This window comes from Dryocola clanedunensis subsp. sulfonylureivorans, assembly GCF_016756775.1.
Taxonomy (GTDB): domain Bacteria; phylum Pseudomonadota; class Gammaproteobacteria; order Enterobacterales; family Enterobacteriaceae; genus Dryocola; species Dryocola clanedunensis.
In genome coordinates this window covers 12,992-31,529 of the sequence record NZ_JAERMU010000034.1, presented here as the reverse complement: position 1 = coordinate 31,529, position 18,538 = coordinate 12,992, and the positions used below count along the sequence as shown (strand labels likewise).

Sequence of the window (18,538 nt, the reverse complement as noted above, 5' to 3'; positions counted from 1 at the left end):
AAATTGCATCTTCTGTTATATCAGCTCCAGGTGTATTGGTTACTGAGGCTGCAAGTATCGAGGTGATTGGGTTGCGAGCATCGAGGAGATAGTTCCATCACCAATTTTATCCATACCTTTACTTTGATAATGACCCCTTGCCGCACAGGAAACCAACCCACCGAAGCTCGCCGCACGAACTGGACCCCTCAAGGGGTCATTTCAAAGGGTATGGTTCGGTGGGGTTGTTGCGCGGGCGGTGCGAGGTGAAATTCGGATACAAAAAAACCCGCTCGATGGCGGGTTATTCGGAGTTAATTATCTACAGGCGATACACTCCATAATTAGAATCTTACACGACAACTTCGGACAAAATCAAGCTTTTCAGCATTAAAATTCAAAATAATGATGCCATCGTTCAAAACTTAGTTGCCCGCTCGAACGCTATTTCAGCTTTACCTTCTGCCCAGCGGCATTCCTGCACCAGACCGTCATAGAAGGGTTTCCAGTTGCGTGTCCATGTTCTGACGTGCAGATCGGGGACAAGGCTCAGAATCGCTTTATGGACGTTTGTGGAGGGCATGCTCGCAAACCCTTTCCCCGTACAGCGCTCACATTCTTTGAATACCGGAGCGCCCTGCTCGCTGGTCGCCTTCCGGTCGAGTACGTGCCCTATCCCTTTGCACCGACAGCGGGCTGATAAAGCTCCTTTTCCGTCACAATGGCGGCATTGTTTTTTAACCGTCTGCATCTCTACCCAGGGGGCAATCTTTTCTTCACCGTCGGCACCGATGTAGCCAGGATAACGAACCACCTGTTCCTGAACCTCCACCAGCCCTTTACCCTTGCAGTGTGGGCATTCTGACGAGCTGCCAGCCGAGCGAGAATATTCAGTAAAGGCGAACCGGGCCAGAATGAGCATGCAGTTGCCAAACTGAGCGCCCGCTGCCTTACGCACATTTTTCGGTGCATTATCCATCGCTATTCGTGCCAGCTCCTGCACCGCTTTATCTTCGTCTCCTGCGCTGATGCCGTTTTTACCGAGAAACGCACAAAGCCCAAACCTTGCTTTCGCTGCAGTGGAGCCGAGCGCGGCCATAACATCGGTGCCGGTGATCCTGTCCGGAGAGGTGGATTTAGATGAATCAGTTATAGCCAGTCCCTGCGGGCTAAAGTGTTTCAATGACGCTTCAAGTTTCATGCTGGATACCTTTAACGTGACCGGACATAGTTATTATCCCATTTAATGCAACAAGCAACCAGTTCATTGCACTTTGTGCAATATCACTATTTCGCATCATGGAAGCCAATGAGATTGAGATACACGCCGTCACTGTCAGCATCCATACAGCCCTGATGACGCTCGCTTTGCAGATACCATTTAAGCACCTCCAGCGCCTCTTCCCGGCTTACTGGTCTGATTGTCTCAAGCTTCTTATCAAGCCAGCTTTCCCGCTCGCTTACAGCCCCTCCGTCATCCCCATAAGCGCCAGGATCGATTTCTTTTCTGGCAGTGCTTCTCATACAATAAACCCAGTCCCAGTACTGAAATTCACGCACCACATCCGACAGCGTGTATGGCTCAGGGAGAACATTCTCCATGCTATCGAGCGCTTTATTCGTCCTTAAATCATACATTTCCATGACACGCTCACCGTGAATACTTCCCCGCTGTTTTTCTTCTTCCGTCCAGCCATAGCTGTCATCGAAAATCCAGCCCAGCGCATCTTCCAGCATTTGTTCAGGAGGCGTTAGTTCGTGGTAGATCGCCTCATAACTGCCAAACACTGCGCGAACTTCTGCTGCCCGGGCAGCCTGCTCCCTCGCGTTTTTGATGTAATGCTGCGGATCATCCATCGACATCGTGCCGAACATAATATTGAAGCTGTCCACACCGTTGTCCTGGAGGTAACGTGTGTAACGCTTCTGTGCGTCTTTCGGTGAAATCGTCAGTTTCTCCAGTGCAGCCTGGGCCGCTTCAAGATGGGCAGGCTCGTCCAGCTTAATCACCTCAAGCACCCATAAATATGCATCTGTCTGTTTATGCCCGGTGATGGCGCGCTGTGGTGGCAATGGCTTCACCGTCGCAAGCTCCCTGCTGTATTTTGGCTCCGGTATCGTAAAGAGCACCCGGTGCTCGGGATTGTCGCGGAACAGGCCGGAGCGACGACACAGGCTTTTCACGGTATTGATATTGACCCCGGTAGCCCGGGAAATAGATTTGTACCCCATACCTTCACGCTTAAGGCGAAGGATGTTTTCTTTATCTTCATCTTTCATATGCACACCTGGTATCCAGTAAGATTCAGGCGGGTAACCCCGCCATTAATAATCAAAACGGCACGTCATCCTCAAAATCATCCGAACCTGCCGGTGCTGGATTTGCACCTCGGGTGTTCGCTGGCTTTCTACCGCCTCCTCTTACCGTTCTTGCGCTGATGACCGATTCAGCGACCATTGAATAACCACTCTGGGTGGTGCCGTCCTGCCCGGTCCACTGGTTTACCTGCATGGCACCCGACACGCTAATCAGGTCGCCTTTCTGATGACGGGACAGAAAATCAGCCTGCTTTCCGAAAGCAGTGATGCCCAGCCACAGTGTGGTCTCGCCGTTGTCAGACGTCCTGCAGGGCAGCGGGACCGCCATACGCGCAAAGGCCATGCTGGTTCCGTTTCCGGTTGTTTTCGTCTGGACGTCGGCCACCAGCCGGCCGTGTGCCGCGAGTTGTGCTGTCATAGTGTCTCTCCTTCATCGTCATCATCTACAGCCATGCTCAGCACCACGAAATGGCACTGCTTACCGTTGTGCTGTAGTGTTTTCTTGGTGATCCCCTTCTTCGGCTTATCCAGCATCCCGGCCTCAGCCAGCACCTGAGCAAAAGCAACATAGTTAGCTCCTGCGGCGATTTCATCGCGGAAAACGGAGGGCCAGGTGTGGAATACCACCGTGTCATTCAGCTGGCTGGTAACCCGGTACCCGGCGAGATCCTTAATTGGCAAATCTCGCGGGTCGGAATCAGGATAAGGCAGATAGCGACTGAAGCCGTGGCGCTGAAGAAAAGCTTCCGCCTGTTCTGTCCACGCCTTAGCCTCACGGTTACCCAGTCCGAATTCAGTCACCCAGGCATTAAAGCTGTGCTGGAGCGCGTCACGAATGTCTGATTCATTCCAGCCCGTCATCCCACAGGAGAGGAGGAGTGCCGCTTCAAGGATGGCGAAACGTGAACCCACCCTGCGCACCTGCTCACTGGCCAGCTCTGGTAACAGTCCGGCCCAGCGACGCTCGGCCTCTCTGACAGATTCAATCGCCTGACGGTGGTGCCCACACAGCCATGTCACCCATGCATGACCCGCCGCACCATGATGATTCTGGTAGGCATCTTTCATCGCATCGGCATGGGCCTTACCGTCTTTCAGACCGTGAAATTCCGTTGCCCGGGTGATAGGAACGTTAAGCAGGCGCACCAGCTGCCCGGCGTTAATCTTCCCGCCGTCGGCCCGGATATAACTTTCAAGGTCAATTTCCCCGGTGCTGAATGCCATTGCCCGCCAGCGTTTCAGATCCCGGTTACCGCCCTCTTTTGCCCCCTGGATTTTGCCGACGCCGTTAAAAAGAGCGTATGCGGATTCCGCCACGGCACGGCGATTGCTGCCCTGCCCGATTTCATCCAGCGGCATAAATCCGTCATTGTGCGCTGCGGCCTCGTTGACCAGCCCCAGAGCCGTTGAATACCAGGTGAGTTTCAGCGCGTCCGGACAGCCCCAGACGCTACTCGCTGCATTCGCGGTCGTCGTCTTACCCGCGGAGGATCCACCGAAGAGGTGAACACCAAAACCATCTGCGCCCGCCAGTCCAATAAGTGGTGCGGCAAAGGAACAGGCGATCCCCAGCATCATCGACGGATTACCCCGTGCCAGTGCGGCGACAGAACCTTTCCAGCTCTCCACCGACCCCTTGATTTCATAGCCTCTGGCTGCGGCAGAACGACCGTTAAACATCACTGGCTTCTGAGGCTCACCGATAACCGAACCATCCGGCATGATGTACGCGCCATACTGCCAGCCGGTGGCCCCGGCGATAGCCCACAGGTCGCGTTTACCGCTACGCTGAAGGTGGTCAGCGAGAATGGATTTCAACCCGGTTTTAGAGGTAACCAGCACGCCGCCTTTCTTCATGCGCGCCCATCCTTCACGCTCGCCGATATCACACAGCGGAACGGCTTCAGTACGTTTTTCGGTTGAACCTTCCGGCGTCCAGGAGAGAATAAGGTAGCGCTCGGCATCGTCCTCACCGACGCCCACCACTTCCACAAACGTTGAAAGCCAGGTTTCCTTCTCCATAACCTCGCCGGTGTCTTTATCGAGCTTTGGCTCAATCCACCACAAACCGCCGCGCCGGTCGTCAACAAATGGTCTGAGGTCACCAGGCGATGCAGCGGCACCTGCAATCACCTCCGGGGTATGAAGGCAGCGGTAAAATGCTTCCCGGGCAGCCTCTTCACCGAACTCCTGCCGGTAATCATCCCAGTCGGCCTTTTTATCACCGGGCGGAATGGCAACTTCACCTTTTACAGCTGCAGCAGTTTTTTCAGCGGCGATCCTGCCTGTGTTTACCTTTGATTTCCCATGGTCGTCGAAATCGTCCGGCGCGTGGCAGTCGTTATCTCCGGCAATAATCAGCCTGGCCTGTGGGTATTTTTCGCGTAGCACCAGGGCCACCGGCAGAAGATTCCCGGCATCGATTGCCGCTACCGTCATCGCATCAGGGCAAAGAAGCTGAACGGTAAGCGCAGTGGCAAACCCTTCTGCGATCACTATCGTTTCCGTCGATTCAACGGAATTAACCACGCAGAAAGCCCCTTTCTTCACCGTTCCGGCAATCAGACGCTTGGCACCATCAGGCTTAATGACCTGCGCGCCCGTGACTTCTCCGTTTCCGTTGGTCAGCTTAACTAACAGCGAGCCATCAGACAGTAGCGGGAAGGTGCATTGAAGGCCCTTTGAAGTCAGGTAAGCAGACAGGCCCGGCGTGGTTTTAGCCTCCAGCTGCGCCACCTTGTCCACCACGCGACGAGGTGCCTCCGTTTTCGGCGCCACCGTCATCCTGCGTTCAGGTAACGGGACAGACAAAATATCTGCAACTGCTCTGGCGGCTGCGGTTGCATCGCAATTCTGCATCTTGCCCACCAGTTCCAGCCCGTCGCCTGCGCCGCACTGATTGCAGATATGGCTCCCGCGCTCGTTATCATCGAACCGGAAGCGATCTTTACCGCCGCAGGCGGGGCACGGGCCATGCACACCCGATGTGCGCGGCAGGTCAGCGCCCAGCGCCTGCAGAATTTCAGGCCAGTGACCTGCAGCTGAGGCGGTCACCTCGCGAATAAAATCAATATTTCGCATCATTGCCTCCTCAGTGAGTTGTCGGTGTTTCAGGTAAGCCGGTGTCGTTAAGCTCCCGGATAAACGTGTCATGCAAATCAGCAAGCACCTGTCGTCCCAGTTCCGTCAGCCCTCCTTCCCGTCCTTTCATTGCCACATAAAACTCGATGGCATTACGGGTTCCCTGCTCCCGGCCATAGCGCTCAATCAGCGCGCCTTCGATGTTGTTAGCCATCGCCAGACGTTCTGCACAAGGGTAAAGATTCATAGCGCCGAATTTCCCGACATACAGAGCGCATTCCCGCATATCACCTGGTCGCCATTCAACCTGCACCGTACCGTTCTCCTCCCGCTGTTCACGATCAAATGCCGCTGCAACAATCCAGCGCCAGAACAGGAGCATGGTTTCCTCGTTATTTGCCTCCTGGTGCTTAGCCCAGTACGCCATCAGCACCATTTCCAGCGGTACACTGGGTGTGTCCAGCTCACTGACCCAGCGAGGAATATCATCAAACGTGATGAACGCGACGAAAGTTTTCCCGTGGGCAGTATGCACAACCACCTCCGGATTGCCGTTATCGTCAGTGCCGGCGGTCAGAATGAATTCACCATCGTGGATAATTTCAGGCAGGGTTAAATGACTCATAAATACACCTCCAGACCAAAGTTATTACCCGTCGGGTTTTTCATGGCTGCCGATACGGCTTCTTTCATAACCTCATTAATAAAGTCCACGCCGTCCGGCATCAGGCGGCTGTTATCTTTGCTCAGCATTTCTGAATATGTTTCCGTGAGCATGGGCTCAGCTTTGCCAGCGCCATATTTTTGAATGCACTGCTTCTCGAAGATCTGAATCAGGCAGTTGCACACCGCGCGTTCACTCAGTGCGCCAATGGCTACAGGTCGCCGACCGACCAGAAGATTGAGCACCGGCATACCCTGATGTCGCTTCATGCAATATTCAATAAATGCTCCTGCAAGATGCTTGCGATTTAATTCCAGCGAGTTTTTCGTGACTGACATAAATAAACTTTTCCCTTATTCAGGCCGAGCGAGTCCCCGGCCTGACGGCTGTTAATATTTTTCGTTAATGGCTGCTTTATTTAGCTAAAGGCGTTCCGTTATTTTCGAACCTTAGCTTCACGCTGTCTGAGTTCAAAGTCGGCATTGTTTGCGTTTTCGCTCAGAGCCTGGACAATACGCGGCAGGTACATCAGCGACTCGCCCAGATCGCGCAAATCATCCTTTGCCAGTTCTTCTGCGTAATCCTCACTGGTACAGGCCCAGAACGCCATGCTGCCCATCGCTCGCATACCAGCCAAAAGTCCGCTAACAGCTGCGTCACAGTCACGAGACATTTCTCTGAGCGCTTCCGTACTGCTCTCGCGCATGCAGGGTTGTGAGAGGTGGTGATAGATATCAGTCATTGGTTTTCTCCTGCGCTTTACGGGCAATGTCTTCAACCACAGCCATCAACTCCAGCGACAGCTCCTTTTCGGTAGTATTCGCCGTCAGGAACTGCGCAGCAGCGGCCAGGGCCTCGATTTTGGTCAGCGCGTCAACAGCGCTTGTCCAGCTGAGGTTATGCATACTCACCTCCGTACAGCGCAGTCAGATCCACACCGTGTACCGCCAGCCACGCCTCGCGAGGCCACGATCTCACAAAGCCAAACTGATTATCCGGCACCTGGTGTGGTTCCAGGCCATTTTCCACACACCACTTTTTGAGCGGACGCCACGGATATTCAGTATCGGTAATCTTCTTCACTGCTTTGACGGTGGCGTGTTTCTCGTGCTCACCCAGCCGCTCCGCAAGCTGATTGGATTTACGAACCGCTGCTGACGCAGTGGCCATAGCCGTAGCTTCGCGGCGGCTGCCAATCTCCGCCTTAGTACGTTCGGCCTCATCAGCGCGAGATTTTTCTGCCAGGCGGCCCTGTTCGGACTCCATGGCAATCTGCAGAATTTCAAGTGTGGACAGTTCGCGATGTACCGGAGCAGGATTGGATCGCGCCTCAAGCTTATCCACCAGCACTCGGCGAACAGCTTTAGATTCACGGGCGGCTACACGAAGCGCCTGCTTGCCATTCATGCCGATAACTTCCTGGGCTGCACCACCTTTTTTAAGATCCAGGGGGGTTACGAAAGTTTCGTAACCCTCCCCCACAAGTTCATCTTTGATGCGCGCGACGAAATCGTTATTGCGGATTGGCTTCTGACCACACTCCCTTCGGGCATCATTAACCAGCACCAGAAGCTCCTGTGAGTCAATATATTCCGCGCCGTTAACCAGCACACCACCCGCCATCAGTTGAGTTTTCTTAGTCATTGCTTTTCTCCCGCTCAAAATAGGACGCCACGCCGTCAGCAAAAATACTTTTCATCACGTCCAGACCCTCAGTGCTGATATCTTCACCGTCAAAGCAAACATTCAGCATGTGCAGGGCGAAAGCCTTCCCCGTCTGGCCCGGATATTCCTTCTCTGCCGGATTAACCAGTCCTTTACGAATACAGGTTGCCGTGGACGCCTCCTCAAGCATGACCATGACTCGCTGGCCGTTATCGGCATTGATCCAGGCGACCGGGCGTCCGCTGTCTTTCAGGGTGTGTCGGATGTACGCTTTTGCCAGCTTCAGGCAGAGCCTGTCCGTGTATTGTTCGTATGATTCAGCCATTGCACACCCCCTGCGCAGCTTTACCCACTGACACTTCACCAGCATCCAGCTCATTCACCAGCGCCTGTGCGTAGTCAGCAGCGATATCGACAAGCACGGGAATAAAGCGCGCGTTATCTTTTGACCCGCTGACTGCCAGGTGATCTGCGCAGTGAAGCAGGTCTGCCAGACGTTGAGCACGCAGAAGCGCGTTGTCTTTGGTGTGATACGTGAAGTTATGCATTGCACACCCCCTGTGCAGGGAGGCGAGCAGCCAGTGAAAGGATGAAGTACGGTGCCAGTACCATGCGGGCATCATGTTCCGTCGGTGCTTCAACGGATACACGGCAGGGTTTAGCGCTCATATCCGAACGGCTCAGAGCGAGAAAACGATACTGAAATTTAGGGCGAGTTTGGGTACTATGTTGATATGCCATAGTGTAAGCCTCATTTACATTGTGGTTAGAGGCTCGGCCAGTGCTGGTAACACTGCCGAGCTTCGTCGTTTTATCACAACCAACAAACTTGGTGTAAGACACACGGTAAGCTACGGGTGTCTTACACGTCAAGCTTTTTAATAAAGAAAGTTTAGTGTATATTGTCTTACACCAATCATTGTGGGTTTCACGTATGGCAACGGGTCCAAAAAATTCCAAATCACAATCTGTAACTGCTCGGATAGCACACGAAATCATTGAAGGCATGGAGCAAGTGAAAGAGACCGGTGAAAGCACGGGGCAATTCATTAACTCAGCCATGTTAGGCGAGATCAAACGACGCCTGCGGAAGAAGTCGAAGCAAGAAACAGACTGAGCCAAATATTTGGCTGAGTGATCCACCCAAAGGGCAGCGCTGCGAATGCTGCCTTTTTCTTTTGGCGAACAGACATCGGAAAAATATTTTGCCGATGTAATGCACAGTGCATGGCCACCAGCTGCGCCTTTTTCTTTGTGCGCACCTAAGTCGTAAGCTATCGAAGCCATCATGACAGCACCTCGACTTTCAGCCCGCCGGCTGTATAACCCTGCACACGAACACCATCAACACGGTGACGCTTTTTCGTCAGGAAGCAGATGTGGTCGGCATAAACGTTCTGCCATTTACCATCAAGAGCTACACGTTTGAACCATGGATGCGGCTTTGTCATGGTCTGGACAACTGGCCCGTAAGCCTTATGTGGCGCGGATTCTGCTGGGCATACCCCCTTGTCATTACCAGTAACACGATAAAGCCAGAAGCTCTCTTTCTTCCCCGTTAGCTTGCGAGTGCGTACCGATACATAACCAGCCTCACGCATCGCTTTACCAAAGGCTGCATCATCCGGATAAAACTGGCGGCGCACATCAACAGGGATAGATACAGCAAAACTGCGTTTCGTACGGTGCTCTGTCCACTGACTGACCATCTCCAGTTGAAGGCCATTAACATTGCCTTTGGTTTTATCTTTTCCGCTTTGCCCGCTATCGCTGTCAGCCTCATGTACGGAAACACCTGAATGTAGCCACAGCGCCCCGCTGCCGTTATGGCGCAGGCCCAGGTCGGTAAGCGTGTATTCGCAGTTATTGATAGGCGACCAGTCACCGGAAATAACGCGCTGGCGTACAGCTGCAATATCTTCATGGCTGGCCTTAGAGTGAGTCTTCCCCTCCCCAGTTAAGGGGCTTTCTTTAAGTTTCATTGGTTATTCTCCGTTTAAGCTTTTGTTAGCTGTCGCGACGGCAATCGAATGATGAATAGATGCGTCCGCAATTGCTCGCAAATAATGCACACAGGGTGTTTATGCGACCTCCTTGCGGGATTCTTCGATACGATTGTTGATCCACTCGTCGATTTCACTTTCGACAAAAGCAATGGCACGTGTGCCGATTTTAACGGAGGTGGGAAAGCGCCTCTGGCTCATAAGGCGGTAGATCCATGCCTTGCTGTAACCAGTGCGGCGCTGTACTTCATGAAGTCGAATCAGATTATGTGACATGTGATCCCCATTTATGTTGAGAGTCTTTTGTAGACATTGAGATAATAATGGGGATTTTGAGTGCTTGGAGATACACAGTGAAGGAATGTTTGAAAATAATTTTTCTTCCGGAAAAAATTCGCCGCCAAAATGTTCCGGAAGAAAACAACGTCATTAATTTTCCGACAAGACCTTTTTTAATAAACAATCAAGATACGCATGATCAAGTATCTGATTGACTGCGGGGGTAAGTGTCTTTCTAACTTTTTCCGTGGTGTCAATGTCGAACTCATCAAAATACAATACATCAGCATATTGCTTCAAAGTGATAGGTACGTTCGTTAGTAACGATAAAATTCTGAGATCTAAATAAGCTAGCACACGCAATGTTCTCCATTTTTTCAGATGATTGGGTTTAATCATTTTGGATGACATTAAATAATACGGCTTGTCTGTATTATCGAAAAATGGCAATTTCCTAGCATCCTTTACCCAGTTTTTAAATGCTTCGAATAATATTTCATCTGGAGTATTGAGATCTATCTCAGCCCAAATATGCTGACCTAATCCTTTTGTCGGCCATCCATATCCATCCGGCAGTTCTCTTAATTTTTTTATATCGTCTCCGGTTGGGGATTCCCCCCAAATTTTACAGATTACATCATTAAACTCTTTACTCTCCATTCCACCGACAAAACCACAGCGTCTGTTTTCAAAAGCTATACTTCTCATGTCAAGGCTACGTATAGGTAAAGATAGGCGCCATGCATCAACATACTGGAGATCCTCCTTGCGAATACTAATATTATCGCCAGAAATAATTCTATATATGTCATCTTTTAGTTCATATTGTTCTAATTCAACTTGTTCCTTTCTATAATCATCATACTCTTCCAATTCAACATCATCGTTTCCTGCCAATACAAAATCTTCATAAGATTCATTTCTCAGTTCATTTATATACTCTAAGGATTCTAGAATCCTACTCCTTCGTTTAAATGCAATGTAATATTGAATCGGCTCAAAATCTTTTGTTATTTCATCATATGCAGAAATATCAATTCTTTCTATTATATCTTTCAAGGAATAATTAGACTCTCTCAAACTCCGAAAGCCTTCATTGCACCGATCCATATCCTCTGCAATGTTACGCATTTGTTCATTAAATTCATCAGCATTTTTTGGAATACTCGACATATTTACTCCCTAAGCACGTATTCTGTATGAAGATTTATAAAAAATTCGATGCTAATTGATTATGGTTAGCATTGTTAAATTGATATCTACTGAAGTCTACAAGCTGGATATCCATACAGCAATACCGAAGTTCGGGATCACTGTCAAAAAAGTGGCTATCAGGCGTGCAGGTTGTTCTAAGGCTGGTATAGGTCGGTTTTTTAGGCCCTAAGTCGGGTACAGGTCGGGTACAGAAATAAAGCTAACTAACTAATAAATATATAAATACCTAACCATACCCGACTTACCCTACCTACCCGACCTGTTTTTCTCGCACGTAAGAGAAAATCATTAAACGGAATTTACCTTCTGGCTGGCAGCTAGAAGCCCGAAAGCGAGTCCATATGGTCGGCATACCACTGGAGCATCTCTCTACGGCCTTCAAGGTACTGTGCGTGGTTGTAGGTACCCCTGATGCTGTTCTTATCAACGTGAGCGAGCTGTGTCTCAATCCAGGCGGTGTTATACCCTTCTTCGTGAAGAATGGTGCTCATCGTGTGACGGAAGCCATGCCCCGTTGCCCTGCCGCCGTATCCAATGCGGCGAATTAGCACGTTCATAGCCATCTCACTGATAGGCTTCGTATGTTGGCTCCTGCCAGGAAAGACAAATTGATAACGACCAGAAATTGGTTTGATTTGTTTGAGGATTTCTATGGCCTGTTTAGGTAAAGGCACAAGATGGGGGCGGCGCATTTTCATTTTAGCTGCAGGAATTTCCCAGACAGATTTGTCAAAATCAAATTCATGCCATTCCGCCTGTCGTAATTCCCCTGGCCGGGTGCCGGTAAGAATAAGCAGCTTCAACGCGAGTTTTATCTGCATGCTTCCAGTGTAGCCGTTTAGCTCAGCCATAAACCCAGGGATTTCATCAATCGATAGGTGTGGGTAATGCTCACGCTTATGTGGTTTTGTTGCGCTAGCAAGATCTGGGGCTGGATTATATTCGGCTCTACCTGTAACAATCGCGTATCGCCATACTTCACCGCATCGCTGTCTTACCTTGCGCATTTTTTCTGTAGCGCCCCGCTGCTCTAACTTTGTCAATACAGCTAACAACTCAAGCGGCTTTATATCGTTAATAGGTCTGTGGCCGAGATACGGGAATACATCACTTTCAAAGGTCGCCATCATTTCCGACCGATACGACTCGGACCACTGGTCATAGCGCCGCTGATACCATTCGCGAGTGATTAGCTCAAACGTGTTAAGGGAGTTTCCTTTCTTCTCCTGTTTTTGCTGCTGCTTCTCCAGGCTCGGATCACCACCTGCTGCAATTAAGCGCCTTGCCTCTTCTCGCTTCGCTCTGGCATCGGCAAGTGATACTGCAGGATAAACTCCAATGGATAGCAATTTCTCTTTTCCTGATACCCGGTACTTCAAGCGCCAGTATCGAGAGCCGTTTGTATTGACCAACAGGAATAGCCCTCCGCCATCAGAGAGTTTATACGACTTATCTTTTGGCTTTGCGGTCTCGACTTGCCGGGCTGTCAGCTTCATTGGGGGTACTCTTCCTTGGGGTATATTTATGAACCCCCATATCTACCCCCAAAAGAGAGTGGATTGCAATAGATATCAGTAGACGTCAAAACAACGAACAAGTGCTTAGAGGTGCGTGATTGCTGGGATTTGTAGACTTTACTAGACGGGGAAATAACACATCGTGGAGCGGTCAGCGGGAATCGAACCCGCATCATCAGCCTGGAAGGCTGAGGTAATAGCCATTATACGATGACCTCGTGGTCCGCCACCGGAGCCTCGAACCCCGTACTACAACATCCTGGTTGTCGCTCTTCCCGATGAGCTAGTGGCGGTTTGTGATCCTTGCTGGAACAGTTTAGCGAACAGACAACCCAAAATTGTCAGCGCTAACGCCCCAGCCTGCAGGATCAGGCGGTGCATAGTACACAAGGCATATTAACCATGCAAATAATAAGGCAACTAAGATGTAAATAATTCTACCAGCGGGCATCCCGGGCGTCGTTACGGCCATCGCGGCGGTTTTCACGCTTATCCTGCCGACAGTCATTGTTGCTTTTGTTATTGTTTACAAAACAATCTTGCTTATCCCTACGTCCCTGAGTGCGGGCATCCTGCTTGATGTTACGTGCTTCCTGGCGTTCATCGCTGTTGCGTGTTGCATAAGCGCTAAAAGTGGTCAGTAAAAAGCATGACAGCAAAGCGGAAACCAAAATTTTTTTCATAGCTACCTCAGTAATTAATGTATGAATTTGCGCCGCCCGATTTTGTTGGCAGTGAATGATTGCCGGGTGGATTGTTCAAGCCGTATGCAAGCGCACAATATGACCGATATGTTAGCAAATATATCTCCCCTCCTGCATGGTTTCCGCATGCAAATTTAAATTTAGCCGCTTATTGACTAATTAATATTGTGCATGCTCTGTTATGCAGCGGCGTAACCGGCACTGTCTGAAATATTACATCAGGGAAATAATCATTTATTTATAAACTAAAACCTTACTGAAAAAAGGGGCGGAATTTATTATTATTGCCATGTTGCTCTACAGGTGACAGTTTCTTTTGGGTCACTGGACCCAGGCGCCAATGTCCGTTGGCGCTTTTTTTCTTATTATGGTGAGGTGCTGGTATCTCAGGATAAGGATTTCCGCGCATAATCAGCATGTAAGACTTCAGCATCTCGCCGCCATACAGCAATCTCATGGGGCCTCAAAGGCCCCGTGTGATGACTGACAAAGAAGGAAAAAGCGTGGTTTTTCCTTCTTTGTCACAAGCAGCCGAAAATCAATGAATTGATTTTCCTTGTTATCTATTCAGTGAGATTTTTTCGAATTTCAATCGGTATGAGTTTGTCATCAGTCTGACGGGGCCTCAAAGGCCCCGTCTGCTACAACAGTCTGATTTATACTATTCTGCTGATGTCCTCATCCATCCTTCTTCGCCCAGCTGAAAATATCCCGATTAAATATCGAAGTTTCTTTTACCGGCTGTAATTTGCAGTTATGCAGAACAATTCTGTCATGTCTGTAGACGTTCGCGTCTTCATCTTTCACCCAAAAAACATAAACGCCGTCAGTAAAGCGCTCGCCTTCCGCTGACAATCCTTGTTTCAATGTTAAAGGCTGATTATCGATAGTCAGAGAAACCTGCTGACGCATATCGTTTCGTTGTACCACAAGCGGTGCTTCATCACAGTGATACTCCAGCCTTTTTATCTGTGACTGCTCGAGGTAATTATTGTAATAGCTACAGCCCGATAAAAGTGCGGGAAATAAAATAATAAGTGCTTTTCTCATAATCTACCCTGAATAATTCCCACTCAAATGAATATCATGCGCTACGTTAATTCAGCGAGGTCATCAGCTTGTTAGTAAAAAATGCGTTTTTTCTGCGATAGCACTGTAAGGGAAAGAAAAAAGAGGCTGTGCCCTTCCGTCACCTGAAATCTGGATGCAAATCATGCTGGCATTCGTCGCGCCAACCCGTACCATACACGCCAGCATTGCGACACTTTTCATGCCCCTGTTTGCATCCCACGCCCCTTTTTTTCTTCTGTACCTGGCTTCTTTTCGTCATAGCCCCCTCAGGTGCGGCTTTTTTTTAATATTCCCCCTCCGTCACTACCTGCTCCAGGGTATCGGCTAAACCGCACTGATTCACTTATACAAAAATCCCCGACCATAGCCGGGGATTTGTAAGGATCGGAATGATGTTACAGATTATGAAACCTGATGAAGCTCCACGCCCTGTTGTACCAGCAGCTCAACGTTACTGCCAGCATGCTGATAAACATCATACTGAACACCGCCTGCTGTGACCTGACCAGCATCCTGCCAGGTATTATGCGCAAGGTCTTCAACCTTCAGTTCAACCACATCACCGGCATCACCTGTCACCGCCAGCTGCTTATTGCCATCCTGGATAAAGAGGTTGTCATGGGCTTCACTCAGAATATCGTTCAGCGAGAGCTGAAGAGTGTTCTGGCTGTGGTCGGTGATGTCCATATGCGCTTTATCGTCGACCGTTGACAGCAACATGGCATCATCACCCCCATTCGCGGTATTCACATCACTCATGTCCTGCTGCAGAGAGTAAGTGGTGGTTGCGGCTGACTCCCATTGTACACCACCCACATAAACGGCGTCGTGGATGGTAAATGAGGCAATCGCTTCACCATTGGCCGCAGTAGCGGTCATGACATCTAAGGCCAGTTGCTGACCAGAAGTAGGATGGGTAGAAGATGTGACCTCGATGACATTGCCTGCGGCATTGTAAAATGTCACTGCTCCTGCATTAATACTACCGTCTCCGAAATTTGAACTGGCGCTAATGGTGACGGTATTTGCAACACCAGGCAATGTGATATGCACCTCTCCATCCAGACCATTACGGGTTGTTTGCAGATAGGTGTTTCCACCGAGACCATTAGTGAGATCAAGTGGTGCACCGCTGATAAGCATTTCAACAGTGCTGGTAACTTCCACTCCCTGGGCCGTAACGAACGAATATCCGTGCTCATTAGCCGCATCACCAAACTGCTCAATGCCGGAGGTATAGACCGGACTCGATTCTGCGCCCCATTCTACACCACCCACAAAAGCGGCGTCGTGGATGGTAAATGAGGCAATCGCTTCACCATTGGCCGCAGTAGCGGTCATGACATCTAAGGTCAGTTGCTGACCGGAAGTAGGATGGGAAAAAGATGTGACCTCGATGACATTGCCTGCGGCGTTGTAAAATGTCACTGCTCCTGCATTAATACTACCGTCTCCGAAATTTGAACTGGCGCTAATGGTGACGGTATTTGCAGCACCAGGCAATGTGACATGCACCTCTCCATCCAGGCCATTACGGGATGTTTGCAGATAGGTGTTTCCACCGAGACCATTAGTGAGACCAAGTGGTGCACCGCCGATAAGCATTTCAACAGTGCTGGTAACTTCCACTCCCTGAGCTGTAACGAACGAATATCCGTGCTCATTAGTCGCATCACCAAACTGCTCAATGCCGGAGGTATATGGCGCATCCTGATTACTGCCAACGTAGTTGACTACATAGCTGTCACTCGCCGGACTTTTATTGCCTGCCGCATCAGTTGCGGTGGCCGTAAAATTACGGTTACCGGACGAACCAATAAAACTGTTGCTCATCTGGAACGTCCAGTGGCCGGTCGCATCGGAAACAGCAGTGCCATCAATATAGGTTTTGCCCGAGCCTTCGACTATGTGACTGATAGTCACCAGGCTGTTAGCTTCCGCCGTGCCAGAAAATTTCAGCAAGCTGTCATCGGTCTTGTCACCGTTCGCCACATCGCCTTTCTGTACACCCACGTCGTCATAGGCATTTGTGATAACCGGTGCAGCCGGGGCGGTGGTGTCCGGTACATCGATATTCACCACAAAATCACCGGACTTACCGCTGGCGTTGCCCGCCGCATCGGTGGCGGTGGCGGTGAAGGTGTGCTTGCCTTCGCTGCGTGCAGGCGTGGTGTAACTCCAGCTACCGCTGCTGTTCGCTGTGGTGGAGCCCATGACGGCGCCGTTATCGTAAACCTTCACCACGCTACCTGCCTCTGCCTGACCCTGCAGTAGCGGCGCGGTATCGTCGGTGGTCGCTCCAGAGTGGATAAAACCCTGTGAACTGCCCACATCGTCATAGGCCGTCGTGATAACCGGTGCGTCCGGGACCGGGGCGTCCTGATTACTGCCGGTCAGTTGCACGGTGAAGTCTTCACCCGCCAGGACGTTACCCGCGGCATCTGTCCCCGTGATATGGAACACGTTGTCCCCTGACTGCATGGCCTGGCGGCCCGTGAACTGGTAGTTCCAGGTGCCGTCCTCACCCACGGTGACTGTGGCAATAGTGTGGATTTTTTGGGTCTGCGGGCCGTACATGGTGATGGCAATGTGGCTGCCCGGCTCGCCAGTGCCGGTCAACAGTGGCTGCTTGTCATCCGTTTTCCCGTCATTGAGTACGTCGGACTGATAATCACCCACGTTATCTACAATGGCGGTGAGCACCGGGGCAGCGATCTGCGTATCCACGGTCAGGGTAAAGCCGTCCGTTGAAGCGCTTTCGCCTGTGGTACTTACGGCGGTCACGCTCAGGTTATGTGTGCCGTCAGCCAGATTTTCTGCCGGAGTAAGTGCCCAGGATCCGTCAGCGGCAGCCGTGGTGGAGCCAATCAGGACGTTGTTGTCATAGACATTCACGGTCGCGCCTGCGGAGGCATGGCCGGAGAGATCCGGGCGTGCATCGTTAGTCACATCGCCGTTAACCAGGGCGCCGGTAATGCCGCCCTGCACGTTGTCTGATACATTATCAAGGACCACATTAATAGGGGTGTCCTGGTCAGGGGCGGTGGTGTTGATGTAGTACGGGTCGGAGAAACGAAGCTGTGAACCACCGCCGGGATCCAGCAGGACGACCTGGAAATAATTACTGGTGTCAGCCGCCAGCGGGGTATCAGGTGTGAAGGTCCAGTTACCACCAGGTTGTACCACAGCCGAGCCTACCGGCACGCTGTTGAGATAGACGCGAACAATCAGTCCGCCGCTGTCAGCGTAGGGGACATATCCACTCAGGGTAGGCTGCAGGTCATCGGTCATCCCGCCATTTGATACAGGTCCCTGCTGCAGGCCGGTATTGTCGGTAATACTGTCAATGGTAATCAGGGAGGTGAAGTCTCCGTTGCCGACGGCAGCAACTCCATTTTTATCTTTGTTATCTGAATCAGACATGGTGTCCATTTCTCCATAGCTATATTTTTGCAGGCTCAGCACCAGAAAATAAGTCAATCCACTCCACTGCTGAATATTGGTGATAATGAATCACGAGGTGTCATTATCAAACGGCAGTGTAGTTCGGGTATTCTCCGTCTGGAACGCCTTCAAAATCAAAAACAAAAAAAGGAAAAATAAAATCTTGTCATTTAATGCGGGAAGTCTGCGGCATCATTGTGGTCAATATGATTAACAGGCCGAATTTCATTTAATGCAGTGATGATTTCTGAATAATGGTTATGGGAACCGTATAGCGTGAATCTTTCCCGATTAAATTGTTGGGTACGGAATTTGATGATGCTGGCGGTACAGGTGATGCACCCGGTGCTCAGATGCAACAGCCTCGCTGCGTATCATCGGCCTGGTTTTCTGAGTGTTCAGCTAAAACACTCACAGCTCATGCGCTTATCCTGGATTAAAATACGCAGCCCTGCTCAGAGCAGAGTTTAAGCAATTCACGCCGGATATGCTTTCCAGAGACAGCAACTTGTACACATTATTTTTATTGCTCACGGATAGCACATTAATTATCAGAAAAATGAATTTCATGACCACTGCCGAAGATGAAGATGACAC

20 protein-coding genes are annotated in these 18,538 nt (G+C 50.5%); 1 reads left to right on the top strand and 19 read right to left on the bottom strand.

What is annotated here, in order from left to right:
- Positions 1-397 precede the first annotated feature (397 nt).
- The 12 genes from HYQ67_RS21850 to HYQ67_RS24230 all read right to left on the bottom strand — a co-directional run bounded on the left by HYQ67_RS21850 (position 398) and on the right by HYQ67_RS24230 (position 8,449).
- The gene (locus tag HYQ67_RS21850) at positions 398-1,180 is read right to left on the bottom strand and encodes an antitermination protein (RefSeq protein ID WP_202307799.1); all 783 of its coding nucleotides are present in this window, start codon (positions 1,178-1,180) and stop codon (positions 398-400) included.
- 86 nt (positions 1,181-1,266) lie between these two features.
- Entirely contained in the window at positions 1,267-2,259 is a 993-nt protein-coding gene (locus HYQ67_RS21845; protein ID WP_431355459.1) for a hypothetical protein, read from the bottom strand.
- A gap of 52 nt (positions 2,260-2,311) precedes the next feature.
- Positions 2,312-2,716 carry a single-stranded DNA-binding protein gene (locus HYQ67_RS21840; RefSeq protein ID WP_202307797.1) on the bottom strand — a complete coding sequence of 135 codons (405 nt, stop codon included), beginning with the start codon at positions 2,714-2,716 and terminating at the stop codon, positions 2,312-2,314.
- Positions 2,713-5,379, bottom strand: coding sequence for a TOPRIM and DUF927 domain-containing protein (locus HYQ67_RS21835; protein WP_202307825.1), 2,667 nt, complete (start codon positions 5,377-5,379; stop codon positions 2,713-2,715). The genes HYQ67_RS21840 and HYQ67_RS21835 overlap by 4 nt, the downstream gene beginning before the upstream one ends.
- 10 nt (positions 5,380-5,389) lie before the next feature.
- Positions 5,390-6,004, bottom strand: a complete 615-nt coding sequence (locus HYQ67_RS21830) for a hypothetical protein (RefSeq protein WP_202307795.1) — start codon at positions 6,002-6,004, stop codon at positions 5,390-5,392.
- Positions 6,001-6,381 (bottom strand): hypothetical protein, encoded by a 381-nt coding sequence (locus tag HYQ67_RS21825; RefSeq protein ID WP_202307793.1) that lies wholly within the window; start codon positions 6,379-6,381, stop codon positions 6,001-6,003. The genes HYQ67_RS21830 and HYQ67_RS21825 overlap by 4 nt, the downstream gene beginning before the upstream one ends.
- A gap of 98 nt (positions 6,382-6,479) precedes the next feature.
- Positions 6,480-6,785, bottom strand: coding sequence for a hypothetical protein (locus tag HYQ67_RS21820; protein WP_202307791.1), 306 nt, complete (start codon positions 6,783-6,785; stop codon positions 6,480-6,482).
- Entirely contained in the window at positions 6,778-6,948 is a 171-nt protein-coding gene (locus tag HYQ67_RS21815) for a hypothetical protein (RefSeq protein WP_202307789.1), read from the bottom strand. Before HYQ67_RS21815 ends, HYQ67_RS21820 begins: the two co-directional genes overlap by 8 nt.
- Positions 6,941-7,687 carry a hypothetical protein gene (locus tag HYQ67_RS24110; RefSeq protein WP_237391389.1) on the bottom strand — a complete coding sequence of 249 codons (747 nt, stop codon included), beginning with the start codon at positions 7,685-7,687 and terminating at the stop codon, positions 6,941-6,943. Before HYQ67_RS24110 ends, HYQ67_RS21815 begins: the two co-directional genes overlap by 8 nt.
- Positions 7,680-8,033 (bottom strand): hypothetical protein, encoded by a 354-nt coding sequence (locus HYQ67_RS21805; RefSeq protein ID WP_202307787.1) that lies wholly within the window; start codon positions 8,031-8,033, stop codon positions 7,680-7,682. The genes HYQ67_RS24110 and HYQ67_RS21805 overlap by 8 nt, the downstream gene beginning before the upstream one ends.
- Positions 8,026-8,256, bottom strand: coding sequence for a hypothetical protein (locus HYQ67_RS21800; RefSeq protein ID WP_202307785.1), 231 nt, complete (start codon positions 8,254-8,256; stop codon positions 8,026-8,028). Before HYQ67_RS21800 ends, HYQ67_RS21805 begins: the two co-directional genes overlap by 8 nt.
- On the bottom strand, positions 8,249-8,449 hold the full coding sequence (locus HYQ67_RS24230; RefSeq protein ID WP_272929789.1) for a host cell division inhibitor Icd-like protein: 201 nt from the start codon (positions 8,447-8,449) through the stop codon (positions 8,249-8,251). Before HYQ67_RS24230 ends, HYQ67_RS21800 begins: the two co-directional genes overlap by 8 nt.
- Positions 8,450-8,642: 193 nt before the next feature.
- On the opposite strand from HYQ67_RS24230, the gene HYQ67_RS24100 reads away from it, so the two are divergent.
- The gene (locus HYQ67_RS24100; protein ID WP_237391388.1) at positions 8,643-8,825 is read left to right on the top strand and encodes a YlcI/YnfO family protein; all 183 of its coding nucleotides are present in this window, start codon (positions 8,643-8,645) and stop codon (positions 8,823-8,825) included.
- A 169-nt stretch (positions 8,826-8,994) separates the two neighbouring features.
- On the opposite strand, the gene HYQ67_RS21790 is transcribed toward HYQ67_RS24100, so the two are convergent.
- The 7 genes from HYQ67_RS21790 to HYQ67_RS21760 form a co-directional block, all read right to left on the bottom strand.
- On the bottom strand, positions 8,995-9,690 hold the full coding sequence (locus HYQ67_RS21790; protein ID WP_237391387.1) for a hypothetical protein: 696 nt from the start codon (positions 9,688-9,690) through the stop codon (positions 8,995-8,997).
- A gap of 99 nt (positions 9,691-9,789) precedes the next feature.
- Positions 9,790-9,987 (bottom strand): helix-turn-helix transcriptional regulator, encoded by a 198-nt coding sequence (locus HYQ67_RS21785; RefSeq protein ID WP_202307781.1) that lies wholly within the window; start codon positions 9,985-9,987, stop codon positions 9,790-9,792.
- A 153-nt stretch (positions 9,988-10,140) separates the two neighbouring features.
- Positions 10,141-11,163, bottom strand: a complete 1,023-nt coding sequence (locus tag HYQ67_RS21780; RefSeq protein ID WP_202307779.1) for a DUF6387 family protein — start codon at positions 11,161-11,163, stop codon at positions 10,141-10,143.
- A gap of 359 nt (positions 11,164-11,522) precedes the next feature.
- On the bottom strand, positions 11,523-12,701 hold the full coding sequence (locus HYQ67_RS21775) for a tyrosine-type recombinase/integrase (RefSeq protein ID WP_202307777.1): 1,179 nt from the start codon (positions 12,699-12,701) through the stop codon (positions 11,523-11,525).
- 458 nt (positions 12,702-13,159) lie between these two features.
- Positions 13,160-13,405, bottom strand: coding sequence for a hypothetical protein (locus HYQ67_RS21770; RefSeq protein WP_202307767.1), 246 nt, complete (start codon positions 13,403-13,405; stop codon positions 13,160-13,162).
- A 699-nt stretch (positions 13,406-14,104) separates the two neighbouring features.
- Positions 14,105-14,476 carry an MliC family protein gene (locus tag HYQ67_RS21765; RefSeq protein WP_202307765.1) on the bottom strand — a complete coding sequence of 124 codons (372 nt, stop codon included), beginning with the start codon at positions 14,474-14,476 and terminating at the stop codon, positions 14,105-14,107.
- A gap of 423 nt (positions 14,477-14,899) precedes the next feature.
- A complete protein-coding gene (locus HYQ67_RS21760) occupies positions 14,900-17,920 on the bottom strand; it encodes an Ig-like domain-containing protein (protein ID WP_202307755.1) in 3,021 nt (1,006 codons plus the stop codon).
- Positions 17,921-18,538 lie beyond the last annotated feature (618 nt).

What these genes read in the sequence shown, in the direction of transcription:
- HYQ67_RS21850 (WP_202307799.1), bottom strand. Translation starts at nt 1,180, where the DNA reads ATGAAACTTGAAGCGTCATTGAAACACTTTAGCCCGCAGGGACTGGCT.
- HYQ67_RS21845 (WP_431355459.1), bottom strand. Translation starts at nt 2,259, where the DNA reads ATGAAAGATGAAGATAAAGAAAACATCCTTCGCCTTAAGCGTGAAGGT.
- HYQ67_RS21840 (WP_202307797.1), bottom strand. Translation starts at nt 2,716, where the DNA reads ATGACAGCACAACTCGCGGCACACGGCCGGCTGGTGGCCGACGTCCAG.
- HYQ67_RS21835 (WP_202307825.1), bottom strand. Translation starts at nt 5,379, where the DNA reads ATGCGAAATATTGATTTTATTCGCGAGGTGACCGCCTCAGCTGCAGGT.
- HYQ67_RS21830 (WP_202307795.1), bottom strand. Translation starts at nt 6,004, where the DNA reads ATGAGTCATTTAACCCTGCCTGAAATTATCCACGATGGTGAATTCATT.
- HYQ67_RS21825 (WP_202307793.1), bottom strand. Translation starts at nt 6,381, where the DNA reads ATGTCAGTCACGAAAAACTCGCTGGAATTAAATCGCAAGCATCTTGCA.
- HYQ67_RS21820 (WP_202307791.1), bottom strand. Translation starts at nt 6,785, where the DNA reads ATGACTGATATCTATCACCACCTCTCACAACCCTGCATGCGCGAGAGC.
- HYQ67_RS21815 (WP_202307789.1), bottom strand. Translation starts at nt 6,948, where the DNA reads ATGCATAACCTCAGCTGGACAAGCGCTGTTGACGCGCTGACCAAAATC.
- HYQ67_RS24110 (WP_237391389.1), bottom strand. Translation starts at nt 7,687, where the DNA reads ATGACTAAGAAAACTCAACTGATGGCGGGTGGTGTGCTGGTTAACGGC.
- HYQ67_RS21805 (WP_202307787.1), bottom strand. Translation starts at nt 8,033, where the DNA reads ATGGCTGAATCATACGAACAATACACGGACAGGCTCTGCCTGAAGCTG.
- HYQ67_RS21800 (WP_202307785.1), bottom strand. Translation starts at nt 8,256, where the DNA reads ATGCATAACTTCACGTATCACACCAAAGACAACGCGCTTCTGCGTGCT.
- HYQ67_RS24230 (WP_272929789.1), bottom strand. Translation starts at nt 8,449, where the DNA reads ATGGCATATCAACATAGTACCCAAACTCGCCCTAAATTTCAGTATCGT.
- HYQ67_RS24100 (WP_237391388.1), top strand. Translation starts at nt 8,643, where the DNA reads ATGGCAACGGGTCCAAAAAATTCCAAATCACAATCTGTAACTGCTCGG.
- HYQ67_RS21790 (WP_237391387.1), bottom strand. Translation starts at nt 9,690, where the DNA reads ATGAAACTTAAAGAAAGCCCCTTAACTGGGGAGGGGAAGACTCACTCT.
- HYQ67_RS21785 (WP_202307781.1), bottom strand. Translation starts at nt 9,987, where the DNA reads ATGTCACATAATCTGATTCGACTTCATGAAGTACAGCGCCGCACTGGT.
- HYQ67_RS21780 (WP_202307779.1), bottom strand. Translation starts at nt 11,163, where the DNA reads ATGTCGAGTATTCCAAAAAATGCTGATGAATTTAATGAACAAATGCGT.
- HYQ67_RS21775 (WP_202307777.1), bottom strand. Translation starts at nt 12,701, where the DNA reads ATGAAGCTGACAGCCCGGCAAGTCGAGACCGCAAAGCCAAAAGATAAG.
- HYQ67_RS21770 (WP_202307767.1), bottom strand. Translation starts at nt 13,405, where the DNA reads ATGAAAAAAATTTTGGTTTCCGCTTTGCTGTCATGCTTTTTACTGACC.
- HYQ67_RS21765 (WP_202307765.1), bottom strand. Translation starts at nt 14,476, where the DNA reads ATGAGAAAAGCACTTATTATTTTATTTCCCGCACTTTTATCGGGCTGT.
- HYQ67_RS21760 (WP_202307755.1), bottom strand. Translation starts at nt 17,920, where the DNA reads ATGTCTGATTCAGATAACAAAGATAAAAATGGAGTTGCTGCCGTCGGC.